Origin of the sequence: Streptomyces synnematoformans (assembly GCF_039531005.1) — a bacterium.
Lineage (GTDB): Bacteria > Actinomycetota > Actinomycetes > Streptomycetales > Streptomycetaceae > Streptomyces > Streptomyces synnematoformans.
The window spans coordinates 34,256-52,146 of sequence record NZ_BAAAPF010000001.1 but is presented as its reverse complement, the minus strand read 5'-3'; the positions used below and the strand labels follow the sequence as shown (position 1 = coordinate 52,146).

15 protein-coding genes are annotated in these 17,891 nt (G+C 74.4%); 9 read left to right on the top strand and 6 right to left on the bottom strand.

From position 1 onward, the window contains the following. The first annotated feature begins 296 nt into the window (after positions 1-296). On the top strand, positions 297-1,589 hold the full coding sequence (locus ABD317_RS00230) for an NAD(P)/FAD-dependent oxidoreductase (protein ID WP_344286560.1): 1,293 nt from the start codon (positions 297-299) through the stop codon (positions 1,587-1,589). Between the two features lie 155 nt (positions 1,590-1,744). Then, the gene (locus ABD317_RS00225; protein WP_344286558.1) at positions 1,745-3,367 is read left to right on the top strand and encodes a class I adenylate-forming enzyme family protein; all 1,623 of its coding nucleotides are present in this window, start codon (positions 1,745-1,747) and stop codon (positions 3,365-3,367) included. A 33-nt stretch (positions 3,368-3,400) separates the two neighbouring features. Here ABD317_RS00225 and ABD317_RS00220 read toward each other — a convergent pair whose 3' ends face one another. Genes ABD317_RS00220 through ABD317_RS00210 form a run of 3 tightly spaced genes read right to left on the bottom strand, consistent with a single transcriptional unit; the run spans position 3,401 to position 6,378 of the window. Then, positions 3,401-4,603: a benzoate/H(+) symporter BenE family transporter gene (locus ABD317_RS00220; protein ID WP_344286557.1), complete on the bottom strand. Its 1,203-nt coding sequence runs from the start codon at positions 4,601-4,603 to the stop codon at positions 3,401-3,403. A 12-nt stretch (positions 4,604-4,615) separates the two neighbouring features. Further along, positions 4,616-5,566, bottom strand: coding sequence for a UbiA family prenyltransferase (locus ABD317_RS00215; RefSeq protein ID WP_344286556.1), 951 nt, complete (start codon positions 5,564-5,566; stop codon positions 4,616-4,618). Continuing rightward, positions 5,563-6,378: a class I SAM-dependent methyltransferase gene (locus ABD317_RS00210; protein WP_344286554.1), complete on the bottom strand. Its 816-nt coding sequence runs from the start codon at positions 6,376-6,378 to the stop codon at positions 5,563-5,565. Before ABD317_RS00210 ends, ABD317_RS00215 begins: the two co-directional genes overlap by 4 nt. A 181-nt stretch (positions 6,379-6,559) precedes the next feature. Between ABD317_RS00210 and ABD317_RS00205 the strand changes: the two genes are divergently transcribed. The 6 genes from ABD317_RS00205 to ABD317_RS00180 are packed head-to-tail and all read left to right on the top strand — an operon-like array spanning position 6,560 to position 12,195. Then, on the top strand, positions 6,560-7,597 hold the full coding sequence (locus ABD317_RS00205) for a Gfo/Idh/MocA family oxidoreductase (RefSeq protein WP_344286553.1): 1,038 nt from the start codon (positions 6,560-6,562) through the stop codon (positions 7,595-7,597). Further along, positions 7,587-8,444, top strand: coding sequence for a sugar phosphate isomerase/epimerase family protein (locus ABD317_RS00200; protein ID WP_344286552.1), 858 nt, complete (start codon positions 7,587-7,589; stop codon positions 8,442-8,444). The genes ABD317_RS00205 and ABD317_RS00200 overlap by 11 nt, the downstream gene beginning before the upstream one ends. After that, entirely contained in the window at positions 8,441-9,736 is a 1,296-nt protein-coding gene (locus ABD317_RS00195; protein WP_344286551.1) for a M20/M25/M40 family metallo-hydrolase, read from the top strand. Before ABD317_RS00200 ends, ABD317_RS00195 begins: the two co-directional genes overlap by 4 nt. Continuing rightward, complete coding sequence (locus tag ABD317_RS00190) at positions 9,733-10,839, top strand: Ldh family oxidoreductase (RefSeq protein ID WP_037781371.1); 1,107 nt, start codon at positions 9,733-9,735, stop codon at positions 10,837-10,839. The genes ABD317_RS00195 and ABD317_RS00190 overlap by 4 nt, the downstream gene beginning before the upstream one ends. Beyond that, positions 10,829-11,791, top strand: coding sequence for a Gfo/Idh/MocA family protein (locus tag ABD317_RS00185; protein WP_344286548.1), 963 nt, complete (start codon positions 10,829-10,831; stop codon positions 11,789-11,791). Before ABD317_RS00190 ends, ABD317_RS00185 begins: the two co-directional genes overlap by 11 nt. Next, complete coding sequence (locus ABD317_RS00180) at positions 11,788-12,195, top strand: DUF6917 domain-containing protein (protein WP_344286547.1); 408 nt, start codon at positions 11,788-11,790, stop codon at positions 12,193-12,195. The genes ABD317_RS00185 and ABD317_RS00180 overlap by 4 nt, the downstream gene beginning before the upstream one ends. 69 nt (positions 12,196-12,264) lie before the next feature. On the opposite strand, the gene ABD317_RS00175 is transcribed toward ABD317_RS00180, so the two are convergent. From ABD317_RS00175 to ABD317_RS00165, 3 genes are read right to left on the bottom strand one after another with little or no spacing between them, the layout of a single operon-like run. Beyond that, positions 12,265-13,527: a nucleotide sugar dehydrogenase gene (locus ABD317_RS00175; RefSeq protein ID WP_344286545.1), complete on the bottom strand. Its 1,263-nt coding sequence runs from the start codon at positions 13,525-13,527 to the stop codon at positions 12,265-12,267. Between the two features lie 10 nt (positions 13,528-13,537). Next, positions 13,538-14,653, bottom strand: coding sequence for a DegT/DnrJ/EryC1/StrS family aminotransferase (locus ABD317_RS00170; protein ID WP_344286543.1), 1,116 nt, complete (start codon positions 14,651-14,653; stop codon positions 13,538-13,540). After that, complete coding sequence (locus tag ABD317_RS00165; protein WP_037781368.1) at positions 14,650-15,843, bottom strand: aminotransferase class I/II-fold pyridoxal phosphate-dependent enzyme; 1,194 nt, start codon at positions 15,841-15,843, stop codon at positions 14,650-14,652. The genes ABD317_RS00170 and ABD317_RS00165 overlap by 4 nt, the downstream gene beginning before the upstream one ends. A 188-nt stretch (positions 15,844-16,031) precedes the next feature. Between ABD317_RS00165 and dnaG the strand changes: the two genes are divergently transcribed. Beyond that, positions 16,032-17,888, top strand: a complete 1,857-nt coding sequence (gene dnaG, locus ABD317_RS00160; RefSeq protein WP_344286540.1) for a DNA primase — start codon at positions 16,032-16,034, stop codon at positions 17,886-17,888. Positions 17,889-17,891 lie beyond the last annotated feature (3 nt).

The following is a 17,891-nucleotide window of genomic DNA, read 5'->3' as shown; positions in this document are numbered from 1 at the left end:
GGGCGCGGACCCGGGAGCGCCCCCGGCCGCGTACCGGGGCGAGGTTCCCCGTTCGTACCCGGTCGTCACCGCCCCCACCAGCCCGTTTCGCCCCCATCCGCCCCTGCTCCGCGGCCCGCCCCCGGACCGGCCCGCGGCCCGCCGGCCCCGTGCACGGCTCCGTCCGCCCGCGCAGCCCTGGCGCGCCAGCCCCTTCCGCCACCACGCCGCGTGCGGGAGGCTCGCGGTGGCGGCAACGCGGCCGGGGACACGGCAAAATGGATGGTCGGGGCCCGGGAGCCAGAGGAGGGCGTGAAGTGGTCGACGCACATCAGACGTTCGTCATCGTCGGAGGAGGACTGGCCGGAGCGAAAGCGGCGGAGACGCTGCGCTCGGAGGGATTCACCGGCCGGGTCATCCTCATCGGCGACGAGCACGACCACCCGTACGAGCGACCGCCGCTGTCCAAGGGCTACCTCCTCGGCAAGGAAGAGCGCGACAGCGTCTTCGCCCAGCCGCCCGGCTGGTACGCCGAGGCCGAGGTCGAGCTGCACCTCGGCCAGACCGTCACCGCGCTGGACCGCGCCGCGAAGGCCGTGACCCTCGGCGACGGCACCCGGGTGCACTACGACAAGCTGCTCCTGGCCACCGGCGCCGAGCCGCGCCGGCTGGACATCCCCGGCACCGACCTCGCCGGCGTCCACCACCTGCGCCGCCTCGCCCACGCCGAGCTGCTGCGCGGCGTCCTCGCCGCCCTCGGCCGCGACAACGGGCACCTCGTCATCGCCGGCGCCGGCTGGATCGGCCTGGAGGTCGCCGCGGCGGCGCGCACGTACGGGGCGGAGGTCACCGTCGTCGAGCCGGAGCCCACGCCGCTGCACGCGGTCGTCGGCCCGGAGATCGGCCAGGTCTTCGTCGACCTGCACCGCGAGCACGGCGTCCGGTTCCACTTCGGCACCCGGCTGACGGCCATCACCGGCAAGGACGGCATGGTGCTGGCGGCGCTCACCGACGACGGCGACGAGCACCCGGCGCACGACGTGCTCGCCGCCATCGGCGCCGCCCCGCGCACCGCGCTCGCCGAGGCCGCCGGCCTCGACGTCGTACCGCGCGAGCAGGGCGGCGGCATCGCCACCGACGCCGCGCTGCGCACCTCCGACCCGGACGTCTACGCCGCCGGCGACGTCGCCGCCGTCGCTCATCCCGCCGCCGTCTCCCCTGCCGCGGTCTCCCCGGCCGCCGGCGGTGCCCCCCTGCGGGTGGAGCACTGGGCGAACGCGCTCAACGGCGGCCCGGCCGCGGCCCGCGCGATGCTCGGGCGGGACGTGACGTACGACCGCGTGCCGTACTTCTTCTCCGACCAGTACGACATGGGCCTGGAGTACTCGGGGCACGCGCCGCCCGGGTCGTACGACCAGGTGGTGTGCCGCGGCGACGTCGGGCGGCGGGAGTTCGTCGCGTTCTGGCTGAAGGAGGGCCGGGTGCTGGCGGGGATGAACATGAACGTGTGGGACGTCACCGGGGGCATCCAGAACCTGATCAGGTCCGGCACGGCGGTGGACCCGGAGCGCCTGGGCGACCCGGCGGTGCCGCTGGAGGACCTCATGTAGCGGCGCGGTGGGCGGTCCACCATACGGAACATGCCCGGGGAACCGGCTAGTTATTGCTATGCGTCAGGGCCGCCCGCCTCGGGCATTGCCGTGCCGGCGTACGGGTCGCGCTCGTAGGGTGATCGCCACGACTCCGTCTGCGGGGAGGACTCCACATGCCCACTCGGAGACCGCCGATGAACATCGGCGCGCTTTTCGACTGGCACGCCGGCCTGAAGCGCCAGACTGCCGCCTGGCTCGACCGTCCGTTCGATATCGCCCCGGCCGGTGGCGTGCACTACGACGCGGAGGCCCTGGCCGCGCTGGTACGGGACTTCGCCGGCCGGCTGTACGCGGCCGGGGCGCGGCCGGGCGACCGGGTGGCCATCATCAAAGAGAACCACCTGGACATCACCCTCGCCGCCGCCTCCGCGGCCCGTATCGGCGCGCTGCCCGCCACGATCGCGGGGGTCGGCGCGCCCGAGGCGCACCGGAAGATGATCGAGCGGCTCGACCCCAGCGTCGTGGTGGTCTCGCCCGCGGTGCTGGCACGGGCCGACGCCGCCGGGGTCAAGCTGGGCGGCCCGGAGATACGGTTCCTGGTGCTCGGCGAGCCGGGCCCGGGGGCGCCCGAAGGGGCGCTCACCCTCGGCGACCTGGAGGGGGCGCCCGAGGCACCGGTGCAGCTGCGCGGCCCGGACGAGCCCATGCTCATCATGCACACCTCCGGCACCACGGGGGTGCCGAAGCTCGTCGTGCACTCCGGCACCAGCCTGCTCGGCGGCGCGGCGAAGCTGGAGCGGATACGGTTCCCCCTGCTCGCCAGCAACCGCAGCACCGTGTACGCGTCGTCGATCTCCTTCGCCCACGGGCGCACGGTGACGTGGCTGATGGGCCAGTTCACGCTGGCCCCCGAGAAGCTGGTCGCCATCTCCCGGCACGACCCCGACAACGCCGCCCGGGTGCTCGCCGAGCACCGGCCCACCACGCTGGAGGCGTGCCCGAACATCTTCCAGCGCTGGGAGTCGCTCGCGCACCGCCGGCCCGAGCTGTTCCACCGCGTCCGGATGTACGTCGGCACGTTCGACGCGGTGCACCCGCGGACCGTACGCACCTTCCTCGGCGTCTCCCGGCGGCGCCTCCCGCTGTGGGGGCAGAGCTGGGGGCAGAGCGAGGCGGGGCCGATCTGCGCGGCCGTGTACACCCGCAGGATGCTGCGCCGTACCACCGACGCCAAGGCGGTCACCAGCCTGATCGGCCGGCCGATGCCCGGCTTCGCGAAGGTCCGGGTGGTCGACGTCGAGACCGGTGAGCCGGTGCGCCGCAGGGGCGAGCCCGGGATGATGCTCGTCGCCAGCAGCGGCCGCTGCCTCGACTACCTCGGCGAGAGCGACCGGTACCGGGAGAAGGCCACCGGCAGGTGGTGGAACACCGGGGACATCGGCGAGCGAACGAAGGGCGGGCAGTTCAAGCTCATCGACCGCGAGGTCGACGTCATCCCCGGGATGAGCGGGATCGAACTGGAGAGCATCCTGCTGGACCGGCTGCCCGACGTCTCCGACGTCACCGTCCTCGGCACGCCCGGCGAGAAGCCGGTGCCGGTGCTCAGCCTGGACGGCGACGAGCTCGACCCGCAGGCGTGGCAGCGGGCGACGGCCGACCTGCCCGAGCTGGGCGAGCCCCGGGTGATCCCCTGGGAGGACGTGCCGCGCACCGCGACCTGGAAGGTCCGACGGCTGGAGCTGCGCGAGAAGGTGCTGGGCAGCACGGGCACCATCGGCACCGGCCGCTGGACGTAGGCGCGCGGCGGAGGGACGGGCCCGGGCCGGCGGTCAGCCGGCCCGGCGCCGGTGCAGGGCCAGGTGGGTGAGCACCCCGGCCAGCAGCCCCCAGAACGCCGACCCGACGCCGAGCAGTTCGACGCCGGAGGCGGTGACGAGGAACGCGATCAGCGCGCTGTCGAGCCGGCTCGCGTCCCGGGTGGCCGCGGCCAGCGCGCCGCCGGTCGCGCCCAGCAGCGCGATTCCGGCCGTCGCCGCCACCAGCGCCGCCGGCAGCGTCGCGAACAGGGCGAGGAAGGTCGAGCCGGAGATCCCGACGATCAGGTAGCCCGCGCCGGCCGCCACCCCGGCCCCGTACCGCCGGCCCGGGTCCGGGTGGGCGGAGGGGCCGGTGCAGATGGCCGCGGTGATGGCGGCGAGGTTGATGGCGTGGCCGCCGAACGGGGCCAGCGCCAGCCAGGCGGCGCCGGTCGAGGTGACCAGCCGGTCGGCGTCGGGCCGGTAGCCCGCGGCGTTGAGCACGGCCAGCCCGGGGGCGTTCTGCGACGCCATGGTGACCAGGAAGAGCGGCAGCGCGAGGCCCACCGCGGCGTCCGCGGTGAACTCCGGCGCCGTGAACGCCGGGACGGCCAGGCGCACCTCGCCCGACCAGCTGCCGAAGCCGGCGGTGGCGGCGGTCCAGGCGCAGCCGGCGAGCAGCGCCAGCGCGGTCGCCCAGGACGCGGCGAAGCGCCGGCCGGCGAGGTACGCGGCGAGCATGAGGACCACCAGCGCCAGGTCGCCGTCGGCGGTGCGGAACAGCCGCAGCCCGAACTCCAGCAGGATGCCCGCCAGCGTGGCCGCCGCGACCTCCGGCGGCAGCAGCCGCAGCAGCGTGCCGAACAGCCGGCTGAGGCCGAGCAGCACGGTGAGCACCGCGGCGATCACGTACGCGCCGACGGCCTCGGCGAAGGAGTACGTGCCCAGCGCGGTCACCAGCAGCGCCGCGCCCGGCGTCGACCACGCGGTCAGCACCGGCGCCCGGTACGCCAGGCTCAGCACCACGCACGTCACCCCGCTGCCGATGGACAGCGCCCACAGCCACGACTCCAGCCGGTCCGCGCCGATGTCCCCGGCGCGGGCGGCCTGCAGCACCACGGCCACCGGCCCGGTGTACGAGACCACGACCACGACGACGCCGGCCACCAGCGTCGAGACGGTCAGCGCCGGCCGCCGCTTCTCCGCCGGCCCCGCGCCTGGCGCCTCAGGGGTCAACGACGCGCCCCGTCAGACGTGTTCGACGAGGATGTTGAGGCCGACCAGCACCGGCACGCCCCACCGGTGCAGCTTGATGCCCAGCAGCCGGGCCCGCAGCACCTCGCCGCGCGCGAGGCCGGAGCGGGCCTGCTGGAAGCGCATCGCGTACAGCGGGATCATCGGCAGGACGAACCAGAACGGTACGGCGCCGAGCGCGATCGCCGCCGCCACCGTCAGCGGCTCCAGCAGGTGCACCGCCGCCACGACGCGGCGGTAGCCGGCCGGGGTGGTGAGCGTGGCCAGGTTCCGGCGGCCGACCTGGCGGTCGCCCTCCACGTCGTTGATGTTCGAGTAGATCGACACCATCAGGCTCCAGAGCCCCACCAGCAGGGTCTCCGTCCAGATCAGCCCGCTGACGGAGCCCTCGATGAGCACGAACGGCAGCAGCACCGCGAGCCCCGGGGTGAGCAGCAGCAGCTCCTGCCCGCCGCGGTAGCTGAGCTTCAGGCCGTACGAGTACTGGAGGTTGCTGACCAGCGCGGCGAGCAGCGCGAACGCCGCCCAGAGCGGCGGGTCGGGCGCCGTGGCGTACGTCAGCGACCACAGGGCGAGGCCCCAGAGCGCGGCGACCCCGGCGAACCGCTCCGCCTCCCGCGCCGTCAGCACGCCGCTGAGCAGCGGCTTGCGCGACCGGTCGCGCAGCGCGCCCTGCTCCGGCGCGTAGTTGCGCTCGTCGCTGCCGTCCCGGATGCCGGTGACGTCGTCCAGCGTCGCCGAGGCCGCGACCACCCCGGCGTAGCCGGCGAAGTACAGCACCAGCGTCACGTAGCTGCCCGGGTTGTCGAGCCGGGACGCGGGCAGTGCGGCGATGACGACGAAGGCGGCGAGGTAGTAGTCGTAGAAGGCGAGTTTGCCGAGGACGACGTACGCCCTCAGACGGCTCGGCGCGTCGGGCTGCGGGGAGGAGCCGGCCACGGTCACGGCTGCCCCGTCCCTCGCGGCCGGCGGCCGTAGGTGGAGATCAGGATCTGGCTCAGCCAGCGGTTCGCCGGGTCGGCCATCTCCGCCAGCGCCTCGTCGATGCGCGCGTCGTCGAGGAGCCCGGCCCCGACGACCCGCGGGCGCATGAACTCCAGCCACAGCTGGTAGTGCCGGGCCTGCGGCGAGCCGCCCTGCACCATCACCGTCCGGCCCTCCGCGGACACGTCCTCCAGGCCGCACTCCAGCGCGGCCGCAAGGTCGTAGTGGCCGCCGCGGGGCTCGTGGCCCGACTCGCGCATCAGCCCGTACCCGGCCTGCCGGACGTCCTGGAGGAAGTCCTCGGAGACCACGCTGCGGAAGAGCGGCAGCGAGTCGGTGTCCTCCAGGAACAGCAGGCCGCCGGGCTTCAGGGCGGCGACCATCTTGCGGACCGCGGCGACGCGGTCGGGCAGGTGCTGGACGAGCATGCGGGAGTGCACCAGGTCGTACTGCCCGGTCGGCAGGTGCCCGGTCGTGATGTCGACCTGGAGCACCTCGACGCCCTTCTCCTTCAGCCGCACCAGCCGGCCGGTCTCCAGGTCGGCCGCCGTGACCTGGCCGGCGGGACCCACGAGTTCGGCGAGCCGCTCTGCGGTGCCGCCGTGGCCGGCGCCGACCTCCAGCACGGACCAGCCGGCACCCACGCCGAGCCGGTCGAACCGCTCGGCCGTGCCGGGGTCCCAGATCGCCTCGTTGGTGGCCAGCCGCTCGGTCTCCTGATCCCACAGCGGGTCGAAGACGTAACTCTTGGCTGGCCGCTCGGAGAAGGACACACGCGCCCCCAGATCGTCCGGTCTCGGGCTGGGAGCCTAGGGAGCGCGGAAGACCGGCGGCCATGACAATTCCGTGCCCCTTGCACACCCGGGGGAAGCAAGTATCTGCTACCGGTCCGGCCTCGCTTCTCCGCGTAGCGTGACCTGCCTCGCTTCGTTGCCGGACGGATAAAGGAATGCGGTGTTGCGTACATTCATCGTCGGATTGGGACGCTCCGGCCGGGAGCTCCATCTGCCGGTGCTGCTCCGGCTGCGGCGACAGTTTCCCGGGCTCTTCGCCGCGGCGCCGCCGCTCGGCTACGACGTACACCCGGCCGGCGGGCCGGGCGGGGGCCCGGACGGCGACGACCCGGACATCCGGACGGTCGGCTCGCCGGCCGCCGCGCGGGCGGAGCTGGACCCGGAGACGACGGTGGTGCACGTGTGCACCCCGCCCGGCGAGCGCGCCGGCGTCCTGACCGAACTCGGCGAGCTGGGGTTCGGCCGCATCCTGGTGGAGAAGCCGCTCGCGGACACGGCCGGCGCGCTCGACGAACTGGAGTCGATACGCGACAAGTACGGGCTGCGCATAGCCGTGGTCGCGCCGTGGCTGCACAGCTCACTCACCCGGCGGCTCGCGGAGATCGTCGACGGCGACCGCCTCGGCCGGCTGCACCGCATCGGCATCCGGCAGCACAAGCCCCGTATCCACCGCACCCTGAACAGCCGGAGCCACCGCACGGCCTTCGACGTCGAGCCGCCGCACGCGGTGGCCGTGGCGCTGCGGCTGGCCGGCGACGCCGAGGTGGCGCACGCCGCCCTCACCGACGTGAACGTCTGCGGCCGGCGGGTGCCGGGCATGGGCGGGGCCGAGCTGGGGCTGCGGCACCGCTCGGGGGCGGTCAGCCGGGTCGAGTGCGACCTCACCTCGCCGCGCCGCGAGCGCCGCATCGAGCTGGACTTCGAGTCCGGGCGGGCGGTGGGCCACTACCCCGTCGGCAGCGAGGACCACTACGCCCACCTGACCGTCAGCCCGGCGGGCGGCACCCCCGAGGACTCCGTCTTCCCGGACCTCGCCCTCGACGCCTGCCTGCTCGACACCTACCGGCACTTCGCCGGCGAGCTGGGCGACGCCGCCGCCCTCGACGAGGAGCTGCAGCGCCAGATGCGCCTCGTGCGGCTGCTCGACGCGGCGAAGCACCTGTCCGGTACGACCACGGAGTCACCTGATGCCGGTTGACACCCTCCCCCTCTGCGGCATCGGCGACGAGGCGGGCGCCTCGGCCGCCGTCCAGACGGGGGCCCTGAACGAGCTGGGCTGGCCGCTGATCGAGCTGCGCTCGGTGGACGGCACCGCCCTGGCGGACCTCGGCGAGGCCGCCTTCGCCGACCTGGCCGGGGCGGTGCACGCCGCCGGCCTGCGCGTGCACTGCGTGGACTCCCGGATCGCGAACTGGGCCCGTCCCGTCACCGGCGACTTCGACGACGACCTGCGCGAGCTGGACGTGCTCGCCGAGCGCTGCGCCCGGCTCGGCACCCGGTACGTACGCGTCATGTCCTACCCCAACGACGGGCTGCGCCCCGGCGCCTGGCGCGCGGTCGTCCTCCGGCGCATGGCGGCCCTCGCCGCCCGGGCCGAGCGCGCCGGGCTCGTCCTGCTGCACGAGAACTGCGCCGGCTGGGCCGGCGCCAGCGCCGACCGCATGCTCCAGCTGCTGCGCTACGTCGACAGCCCGGCGCTGCGCCTGGTCTTCGACACCGGCAACGGCCCGGCGTACGGCTACCGGGCGCTCGACCTGCTGCCCGCGCTCACGCCGTGGATCGAGCACGTGCAGATCAAGGACGCCGTCGTCGAGGGCGACGAGATCCGCTACACGCTGCCCGGCCACGGCGAGTGCCGCGTCGCCGACTGCCTGCGCCACCTGCTGGACCGCGGCTACACCGGCGCGCTGTCGATCGAGCCGCACGTCAAGGTGCGCCCGCACGAGTCCGCGACCGCCGGCGACGACGAGACCCGGGCGGCCTTCGTCGCCTGCGGCCGGGCGCTGGAGGAGCTGCTGGGCCGGATCCGCAAGGCGGCCGCATGACGGCAGTGCCGGTGCGGCTGTCGCGGGCGGACCGCGACCTGCTGCTCCACCTCATCGGGTTGCCGACCGCGGGGCCGATGGAGACGGGCCCGGACGCGGAGCCGCCGCGGCTGCGCGAGGCACAGACGGCCTACGCCGAGGCCGCCGCCGAGCTGGGCTTCGAGGTGGTGCACCACGCCGCCCCGGACCCGGAGTGGCTGGCGCGCCCGGACGTGCCCGCGCAGGTGCGCGACATGGCGCGGCGGGTGGCCGGGTTCCTCGACAGCCAGCCGAGCATGGTGCTGCGCCTCGGCGGCGAGCAGCCGCCGGAGCGGACCCTCATGTTCAACGTGCACCTCGACACCGTGGCCGGCGGCGAGCCGCCGCGGCTGGCGGACGACCGCTTCCACGGCCGCGGCGCCGTCGACGCCAAGGGCCCGGCGGTGGCGCTGCTCGCCGGGCTGCGGGCGGCGGCGGCCCGGGTGCCCGGGCTCGGCACCGACGTCGGCGTGCTCGTCCAGGCGGTGGCCGGCGAAGAGGGCGGCGCCATGGGCGTCTTCGGCACCCGGCCGCTGGTGGAGCAGGGCTGGACCGGGCGGATCAACGTGTTCTGCGAGCCGACCCGCGGCCTGCTCGTGCCCCGCGCCACCGCGGCGGCCACCGCCCGCATCGCCGTCGCCGGCACCGACTCCATCGACGACCACCCGGAGGCCGGCCACAACGCCACCGTGCTCCTCGGCTTCCTCGCCCAGCACCTGGCCCGCCGGCTGCCCGGCGCGGTCGACGGCGGCCGGGTCTGCGTCGCGGGGCTGCACACCGGCACCGTGCACAACAAGGTGTACGGCACCGGGGCGCTGCTGCTGAACCTGGCGTACCGTACGGCCGCCGCCGGCCGCGCGCAGGAGGAGGCGCTCGAACGCGAACTCCGCGCCGGCACCGAGGAGTTCGCCGCCGCCTTCGCCGGGCTGCCGGACTTCGCCAGGACCGCCCGGGACGCCCGCCGGATCACCGAGCTGACGTGGGCCAAGCGCGGGCTGCCCGCGCTCGACAGCCGCGACCCGTGGGCGGAGCGGCTGCTGACCCGGGCCGGGCTGACGTACGCCCCGCCGGACGTCCCCGCCTGCACCTGCGACGCCATCTGGACCCACGCCCTGCCGAACGCGCACACGGTCGTCTACGGCCCCGGAGACCTCGACGCCAACGGCGCCCACGCCGCCGGCGAGTACGTCGACACCCGGGACCTGGAGCACTACGCCGACGGCATCGCGTCCCTGGTGGCCGGCTTCGCCTCAGCTACGAACGGATCGTCATGAACCTGCTCCCCTACCACCAGCTGACCGACTTCACCACCGAGGTCTTCCAGTCCCGCGGCGTGCCCGAATCCCGTGCCCGCACCGCCGCCGACGCGCTCGTCTACGGCGACCTTGTGGGCATGCGCTCCCACGGGCTGGCCAACCTCACCCGCCTGTACCTGCCGCTGTTCGAGTCCGGCCGGGTGGCGCCCGCGGCCGAGCCGGAGGTGCTCGCCGACCGCGGCGCCGCCGTGCTGCTCGACTCCCGGAAGGGCCTGGGCCTGTGGGCCGCCGCGGAGGCCATGGACCTCGCCGTCGAGCGGGCGGGGCAGTACGGCATCGGGATGGTGTCCGTACGCGACGCGACCCACCTGGGCTGCGCCGGCTTCCACGCCGCCCGCGCGGTCGACAGCGGCATGGTCGGGCTGGTCGCCTCCAACTGCGGCCGGCAGCGCATCGCCCGCCCGCCGGGCGGCAGCGTCGCCATGCTGGGCACCAACCCGCTCGCCGCGGCCGCCCCCGCCGGGCCGGGGCAGGCCCCGTTCGTGCTCGACATGAGCACCACGGTCGCCCCCACCGGCAAGGTGCGCGAGGCGGCCCGGGCCGGGAAGCCCATACCCGAGGGCTGGCTGCAGGACGCCGAGGGCCGCTGGGTGACGGACCCCCACGCCCTCGACCGCGGCGAGGCCTTCCCGCTGTTCCTCGGCGGCCACCCGGAGACCGGCGGCTACAAGGGCTACGGGCTGGCCCTGCTCGTCGAGGTGCTGGCCGCGCTGGTGCCCGGCGCCGGCCTCGGCCCCGATCCCGACGCGTACGCCGGCACCGGCGGGCCGAGCGGCCGGGACGACGACATCGGCTTCTTCGTCCTCGCCGTCGCGCCCGCCGCCCTCCGCCCCGAGCAGGACTTCACCGGCCAGGCGGCCGGGCTGTTCGCCGCCCTCACCGGCAGCCCGACGCTGCCGGGCACCGACCGGGTGGCCTACCCCGGCTGCCGGGAGGCCGACCTCAGGGCCGCGGCGCTGGCCGAGGGCGTGCCCGTGGCCGACCCGCTCCTCGACGAACTGCGCGCCGTCGCCGACGACCTGGGGCTGAAGCTCCCGGAGGGAGACCGCGATGACCGCTGACGACCCGACCCGCCCGCTGCGCGTCGGCCTGATCGGCCTGGGCGTCATCTCCCGCTTCTACGCCGCCGCCCTGGCGGAGGTGCCCGGGGTCGAGCTGGCCGCGGTGTGCGACCTGCGGGACGAGGCGCTGGCCCCGTACCGGGACCGCGTCCCCTGCCACACCGGCCACCGGGAGCTGCTGGCCGCCGGCGGGCTGGACGCGGCCGTGGTCAACGTGCCCAACGACGCCCACGCCGAGGTGTGCGGCGACCTCGTCGCGGCCGGCCTGCCGGTGTGCGTGGAGAAGCCGCTGGCCACCCGGCTGGCGGACGGCCGCGCGCTGGTACGCGCCGCCCGCGAGCGGGGCGTCGTGCTGTTCACCGCCTTCCACCGGCGCTACAACGCCAACGCGCTGGAGCTGCTGGAGTCCGTCCCGCCCGGCGTCAGCATCGAGTCGGTGGTCGTGCGCTACCTGGAGAAGATCGAGGAGCACGCCGGCGCCGACGCCTGGTACCTCGACGCCGACCGCTGCGGCGGCGGCTGCGTGGCGGACAACGGACCCAACGCCTTCGACACCGTCCGGCAGTTCCTCGGCCCGGTCGAGCTGGCCGGGGCCGAGGTGGTGCGCGACGCGGCCGGCACCGACCGGCAGGCGACGGTGACGCTGACCGCGGCCTCCGGCGCCGGCGGCCGGGTGGAGCTGGACTGGTCGTACGAGGGCGAGTGCAAGGACGTCACGCTCCGGCTGACCGACGGCTCCGTGCACAGCGCCGACATGCTCGACGGCTACCCGGAGTTCAAGCAGTCGCTGTGGCACGAGTACCGGGGCATCGTCGCGGACTTCGCCCGGGCCGTACGCGCCGGCGAGGACCGCGCCGAGGGCGGGCTCGCGGCCCTGGAGCTGGTGGCCGAGATCTACCGCGGGGAGCAGCGCCCCGCGACCGACCCGACGACGACGGGAGCAGCGCGGTGAACCCGCAGGAAGACGGCGACAAGCTGGCGGTCTCCGGCCGGCTGGTGAAGATCCTCATCCACCGCCGCGAGGACCGCGGCATGTCCGTGGACGAGTGGGCCAGCCGCTGCGTCCGGCGCGGCGAGGTGCACGAGCTCGTCACCACCGACCAGCACGACACGGCCACGGGCGCGCGGGTGGACCGGGTCGGGTTCCTCGGCTTCGTGGAGCTGGCCGGCGGCGGCGTCATCGACCGCGGCGACCCGGTGGTGATCGACGGCGAGCAGGTCGGCACCGTCCTCGGCTTCGACTCCTGCCACTTCCCCAACCACTACAACATCCTCATCGCGGTCGACGAGCCCCGCACCGGCCGGGACCTCGGGCTGCGGCCGGCCATGGAGGTGAGCTTCGGCCCCCGGCCGTGACCGGGGCGGCCGGGGCGAACGGGACGGCCGGGCCGTGCCCCGGGGCGCCGCGAGCGCCCCGGGGCACGGTCAGAGGTACTCCACGTTGGCCGCTTCGGGGACCCGGTGCCGGCAGTCGAAGACGTAGCCGGCCGTGTCCACGAGGTGCGCGTAGTCGACGTCGTCGTGGTCCGTGACGACCAGCACGACGTGCGCCGCCTCGACCTCCTCGTCCGACAGCGCCACCCGCTCCAGGCCCGCAAGACCCGGGTCCTCCGACACCAGCGGGTCCGCCACCCGTATCGCGGCGCCCTCCGCGAGGAGCTGCTCCGCGACGCGGATCGCGGGCGACTCCCGTACGTCGCCGGTGTTCGGCTTGTACGCGAGGCCCAGCATCAGCACCCGGGCGCCGTGGAGCGTCTGCCCGCGCCGGCCGAGGCCCCGGGTGAGCCGGCGGACGACGTACTCGGGCATCTGGGTGTTCAGCTCGTCGGCGAGCGCGACCATGCGGAACGGCCTGCTGAGCGCCCGCTCCACCTTCCACGAGAGATACAGCGGGTCCACCGGCAGGCAGTGGCCGCCGACCCCGGGGCCGGGGGTGAAGCGCATGAAGCCGAACGGCTTCGTGCCGGCGATGTCCAGCGCCTGCCAGACGTCGACGCCGAGGGCCTCGGCGTGCATGGCCAGCTCGTTCACCAGGGCGATGTTGACGTGCCGGAAGGTGTTCTCCAGCACCTTCGCCATCTCGGCCACGCGCGGCGAGGGGGCGGGGACGACCTCGTCGACGAGGGAGCCGTAGAAGTCGGCGAGGCGCTCGCGGGAGCCCTCGTCCACCCCGGCCACGACCTTCGGCGTGGTGGTGAACGTCCACCGGGTGTTCCCCGGGTCGATGCGCTCGGGGCTGTAGCCGAGGTGGAAGTCGTCGCCCGCGGCCAGCCCGGAGAGCTTCTCCAGCAGCGGGGCGAGGACGTCCTCCGTGGTGCCGGGGTAGCTGGTCGACTCCAGCGACACCGCCGCCCCCGGCTGCAGCCAGCGGCCGAGGGTGCGGCCCGCGGACTCGATGTACGACAGGTCCGGCAGGCCGTCGCGCAGCGGCGTCGGCACGGTGACCACCGCGATGTCGAAGTCCGCGAGGTCTCCCGGTTCCAGCGTGGGCCGGTAGGCCCCGCTCGCCAGCAGCGCCGCGAGCCGCGCGGAGGACACGTCGCCGACGTACGACTCGCCCGCCGCGAGCTTCTTGGCCCGGGCCTCGTCGACCTCGAAGCCGACGACCTCGTACCCCCGTTCGGCGGCGGCGACGGCCAGTGGCAGACCCACGTAGCCCTGACCCATGACGACGACCTTCGAGCCCATCCGCGTCCCCTTAGTCGAAGAACTCACACACGGAGTCCGCGATGAACTCCACCTGGGCGTCGCCGAGGTGGGGCCAGATCGGGATGGCCAGGTTGCGCGCGCTGACCTGCCGCGCCCGCGGCCAGTCCGCCCCCTCGGGGGCGTACTTCGCGAACGCCGGCTGGAGCGGCAGCGGCACCGGGTAGTAGATGTGCGAGCCGATCTGCTTCTCGGTGAGCCAGGCGCGCAGGTCCTCGCGCCGCTCCACGAGCAGCGAGTACACGTAGTAGCAGCGGCCGTTGCGGCCCGCCGGCGGCGCCACCAGGCCCCGGTCGGCCAGGGGGGCGAAGCGCTCCGTGTAGTAGTCGGCGATCCGGGCCCGGCGCTCCAGCCGGTCCGCGAAGCCGGCCGCCCGGTGCAGCTGGAAGGCGGCGAGGATCTCGTCGAAGCGGCTGTTCTGGCCGATGTCGTGGTGCAGGAACCGGTTGACGCCGTCCTGGCCGTGATTGCGGAGCATCCGCACCCGACGGGCCAGCTCGGCGTCGTCGGTCACCACCATGCCGCCTTCGCCGGCCGTGCCGAAGGCCTTGACCTGGAAGTAGGAGAACACCCCGAGGTCGCCCCAGGCGCCGGACGGGGTGCCGTCGAGCACCGCCCCCTGGGCGACGGCGGCGTCCTCGATCACCGTCAGCCCGTGCGCCCGGCCGATCTTGTTCATGGCCGGCATGTCGGCCATGATCGAGAAGACGTGGGCGGGCATCAGGGCCCGGGTGCGCTCGGTGATCAGCTCCTCGGTGCTCGCCGGGTCCATCACCATGGTGTGCGGGTCGACGTCGGCGAAGACCGGCGTCGCGCCGCGGTTCGCCACCGAGCTGGCCACCGGCTGGCAGCAGAACGCCGGGACGATCACCTCGTCGCCGGGGCCCACGCCCACGGCCTGCACGGCGAGGTTGAGCCCGCCGGTCCCGCTGGAGCAGGCGACGGCGTGCTCCACCCGGGCCGCGGCGGCCGTCTCGCGTTCGAGCTGCGCGGTGCGCCGGCCGAGGATGAACTTCTGCTCCTCGTCCGTGCCCACCTCGTACAGCAGGTCGAGGAACGCCTGCCGGTCCGCCTCGAAGAGGTCGTCGGGGAAGAACGGGATGGTCACCGGTCGGCACCTCCGGCGTAGAAGTCGGCGATGGCCCCGCACACGACGTCCACCTGCTCCTCGGTGAGGTCCGGGTAGAAGGGCAGGCCCAGCGTGCGCTTGCAGGCCTGCTCGGCGACCGGCAGCGACCCCTCGGGGTGCTCGGGTCCGGCGTAGCACGGCTGCAGGTGGAGCGGGCGGGGGTAGTAGGTCTCGGTGCCGATGCCGCGGGCCGCGAGGTGCTCGACGAGCGCGTCCCGCTCCTCGACCTCGACGAGGTAGACGTAGAAGACCGGGTCCGACCGGACCGGCCGGGGCACCAGGCGGGGCAGGGCGTGGATGCCCGGCTGCCCCCGCAGCCGCTCGTCGTACGCCTCCGCGAGCTGTCTGCGCCGCGCGATGTCGGCGTCCAGGCGGGTCAGCTTGGCCAGCAGCACGGCGGCCTGGACGTCGTCCATCTTGCTGTTGGTGCCGGAGACGCCGGAGAGGTTGGAGATGCCGGCGATGTGGTCCAGCGTCTTCCCCATCCGCCCGTGGTGGCGCAGGATCGCGGCCTGCTGGGCGATGTCGTCGTCGTCCGTGAGGATCATCCCGGCGTCGCCGAGGGCGCCGAGGGTCTTGGTGGGGAAGAAGGACAGCACCCCGCCGGCGCCGAGCAGCCCGGCGTGCACGCCGTCCCAGCGCATGCCGATGCCCTCCGCGCTGTCCTCCAGCACCGTGAGGTCGTGGCGGCGCGCCAGGTCCTGCAGCCGGTCCATGGGGGCGAGCTGGCTGAACAGGTGCACCGGCATCACGGCGCGGGTGCGCTCGGTGACGAGGTCCGCCGCGGAGTCCGGGTCCATGGCGTAGTCGCCGTCCGCGGTGATGTCGGCGAAGACGGGCCGGGCGCCGGCCATGGAGACGGCGGAGGCGGAGGCGAAGAAGGTGAACGCGGGCACGATGACCTCGTCGCCCGGGCCGATGCCCGCCGCCCGGAGCAGGAGGACGAGGGCGTCGGTGCCGCTGTTCACGCCGAGGGCGTGCCGGGCGCCGGTGTACTCGGCGACGGCGCGCTCCAGCTGGCCGACCTGGCGGCCGTGGGAGTACTTGCCCCGGTCGAAGACCGCGTTGACGTGCTCACTGATCTGCGGCCACAGCTCGGTGAAGCTCCGTGCCTGGGAGAAGAACGGCACAGGTGGGGCTGCCGGTGTGGGGGATTCGGAGATCACCATGCGCGCCAGAGTAGGGAGCGCCGGGGGTGGGGACTACGGCAAGAAGTTGCTGTGCGGAAGGGGAACATGCGGGGTGAGCGGGGTCCTGCCGGCCGTCCTCCGGTACGGATCCCGCGCGGTGCCGGCGCGGTGGTGTATAAGGGCCGTGGGCTGTCGGCGCTGTCGGTGCGCGGCCGTAGACTGCACCCGTGGCAGGCAGGATCAACGACGACGACGTGCGGGCGGTCAGGAACGCGGTTCCGATCGACGCCGTCGTCTCCGAGTACCTGCAGCTCCGCCCCGGCGGCGGCGGAAACCTCAAGGGGCTGTGCCCCTTTCATGATGAGAAGTCCCCTTCCTTCCACGTAAGCCCGGCAAAGGGGCTCTACCACTGCTTCGGGTGCCAGGAAGGCGGGGACACGGTCGACTTCGTCATGAAGGTCGAGCACCTGTCCTTCTCGGAGACCATCGAGCGCCTCGCCGCCCAGGCCGGCATCACCCTGCGGTACGAGGAGGGCGGATACACCCCCGGCCGCCAGCAGGGGGAGCGCACCCGGCTGCTGGAGGCGCACAAGGTCGCCGCCCGGTTCTACGCCGAGCAGCTGGGGTCCGCGGAGGCGGAGACCGGGCGGGCGTTCCTCGCGGAGCGGGGGTTCGACCAGGCGGCGGCCGGGCGCTTCGGCGTGGGGTACGCGCCGGCCGGCTGGGACCACCTGACGCGGTTCCTGCGCGGCCGGGGGTTCACCGACAAGGAGCTGACGCTCTCGGGGCTGGCGCAGGACGGCCGCCGCGGGCCCATCGACCGGTTCCGGGGGCGGCTGATGTGGCCGATCCGGGACATCACCGGGGAGGTCGTCGGCTTCGGTGCCCGGCGGCTGCGCGAGGACGACAACGGGCCGAAGTACCTGAACACGCCGGAGACGCCGATCTACCGCAAGTCCCAGGTGCTGTACGGGATCGACCAGGCCAAGCGGGACATCGGCAAGCAGGGCCGGGCGGTCGTCGTCGAGGGGTACACCGACGTCATGGCCTGCCACCTGGCCGGGGTGACGACGGCCATCGCGACCTGCGGCACGGCCTTCGGCGGCGAGCACGTGAAGATCCTGCGGCGGGTGCTCACGGACAACTCCCGCTCCGAGGTCGTGTTCACGTTCGACGGCGACGCGGCCGGCCAGAAGGCGGCGCTGCGCGCGTTCGAGGACGACCAGAAGTTCGCCGCCCGTACGTCCATCGCGATCAGCCCGGGCGGCATGGACCCGTGCGACCTGCGGCTGGCGAAGGGCGACGAGGCGGTGCAGCAGCTGATCGAGGACCGGTCGCCGCTGTTCGAGTTCGCCATCCGCTCGTTCGTCACCCAGCACAACCTGGACACGGCGGAGGGCCGTTCGGCGGCGCTGGAGCAGGCGGCACCGGTGGTGGCGCGGATCAAGGACGTGTCGATCCAGCACGACTACGCGGTGCGGCTGGGCGGGATGCTGGGGATCCTCGACGAGCGGTTCGTGATCAACCGGGTGCGGCAGCTCGCGCGGTACGCGGCACCGGGCGGCCGGGGCGGCCGGCCGGGCCAGAGCCAGGGGCCGGGGCTGTACCTGCGGACGCCGGAGCTGCACCGCGAGCGCGAGCAGCTCCGGCTGGCGCTGCAGCACCCCCAGCTGGTCGCCCCCGCCTTCGACGCCTACCTCGCCGACGAGTTCACCGCCGCCCCGTACGCCACGGTCCGCGCCGCCATCGACGCGGCCGGCGGCGTCACCGACGCCGGCGACGGCGCCGCCTACCTGGCCCGCGTCCGCGACGCCGCCCCCGACGACGGCGTCCGGTCGCTGATCACGGAGCTGGCCGTCGAACCGCCCCGCAGCCGCCGCGAGCCCGACGCGATCTACGCGGGCGAACAGCTCGCCGGCGTCCGCCTGGCGGCGGTCAACCGCCGCATCGAGGACGTCCGCAGCGCGGTCCACCGTCTGGGCGCGCAGGGCCCGCCGGAGCAGTTCGAGGCGGCACAGCAGGAGCTGTGGACGCTCCAGCAGTACCGCGAATCCCTCCGCGCCCGCGGCGCGGCGGCGCTCTGACGC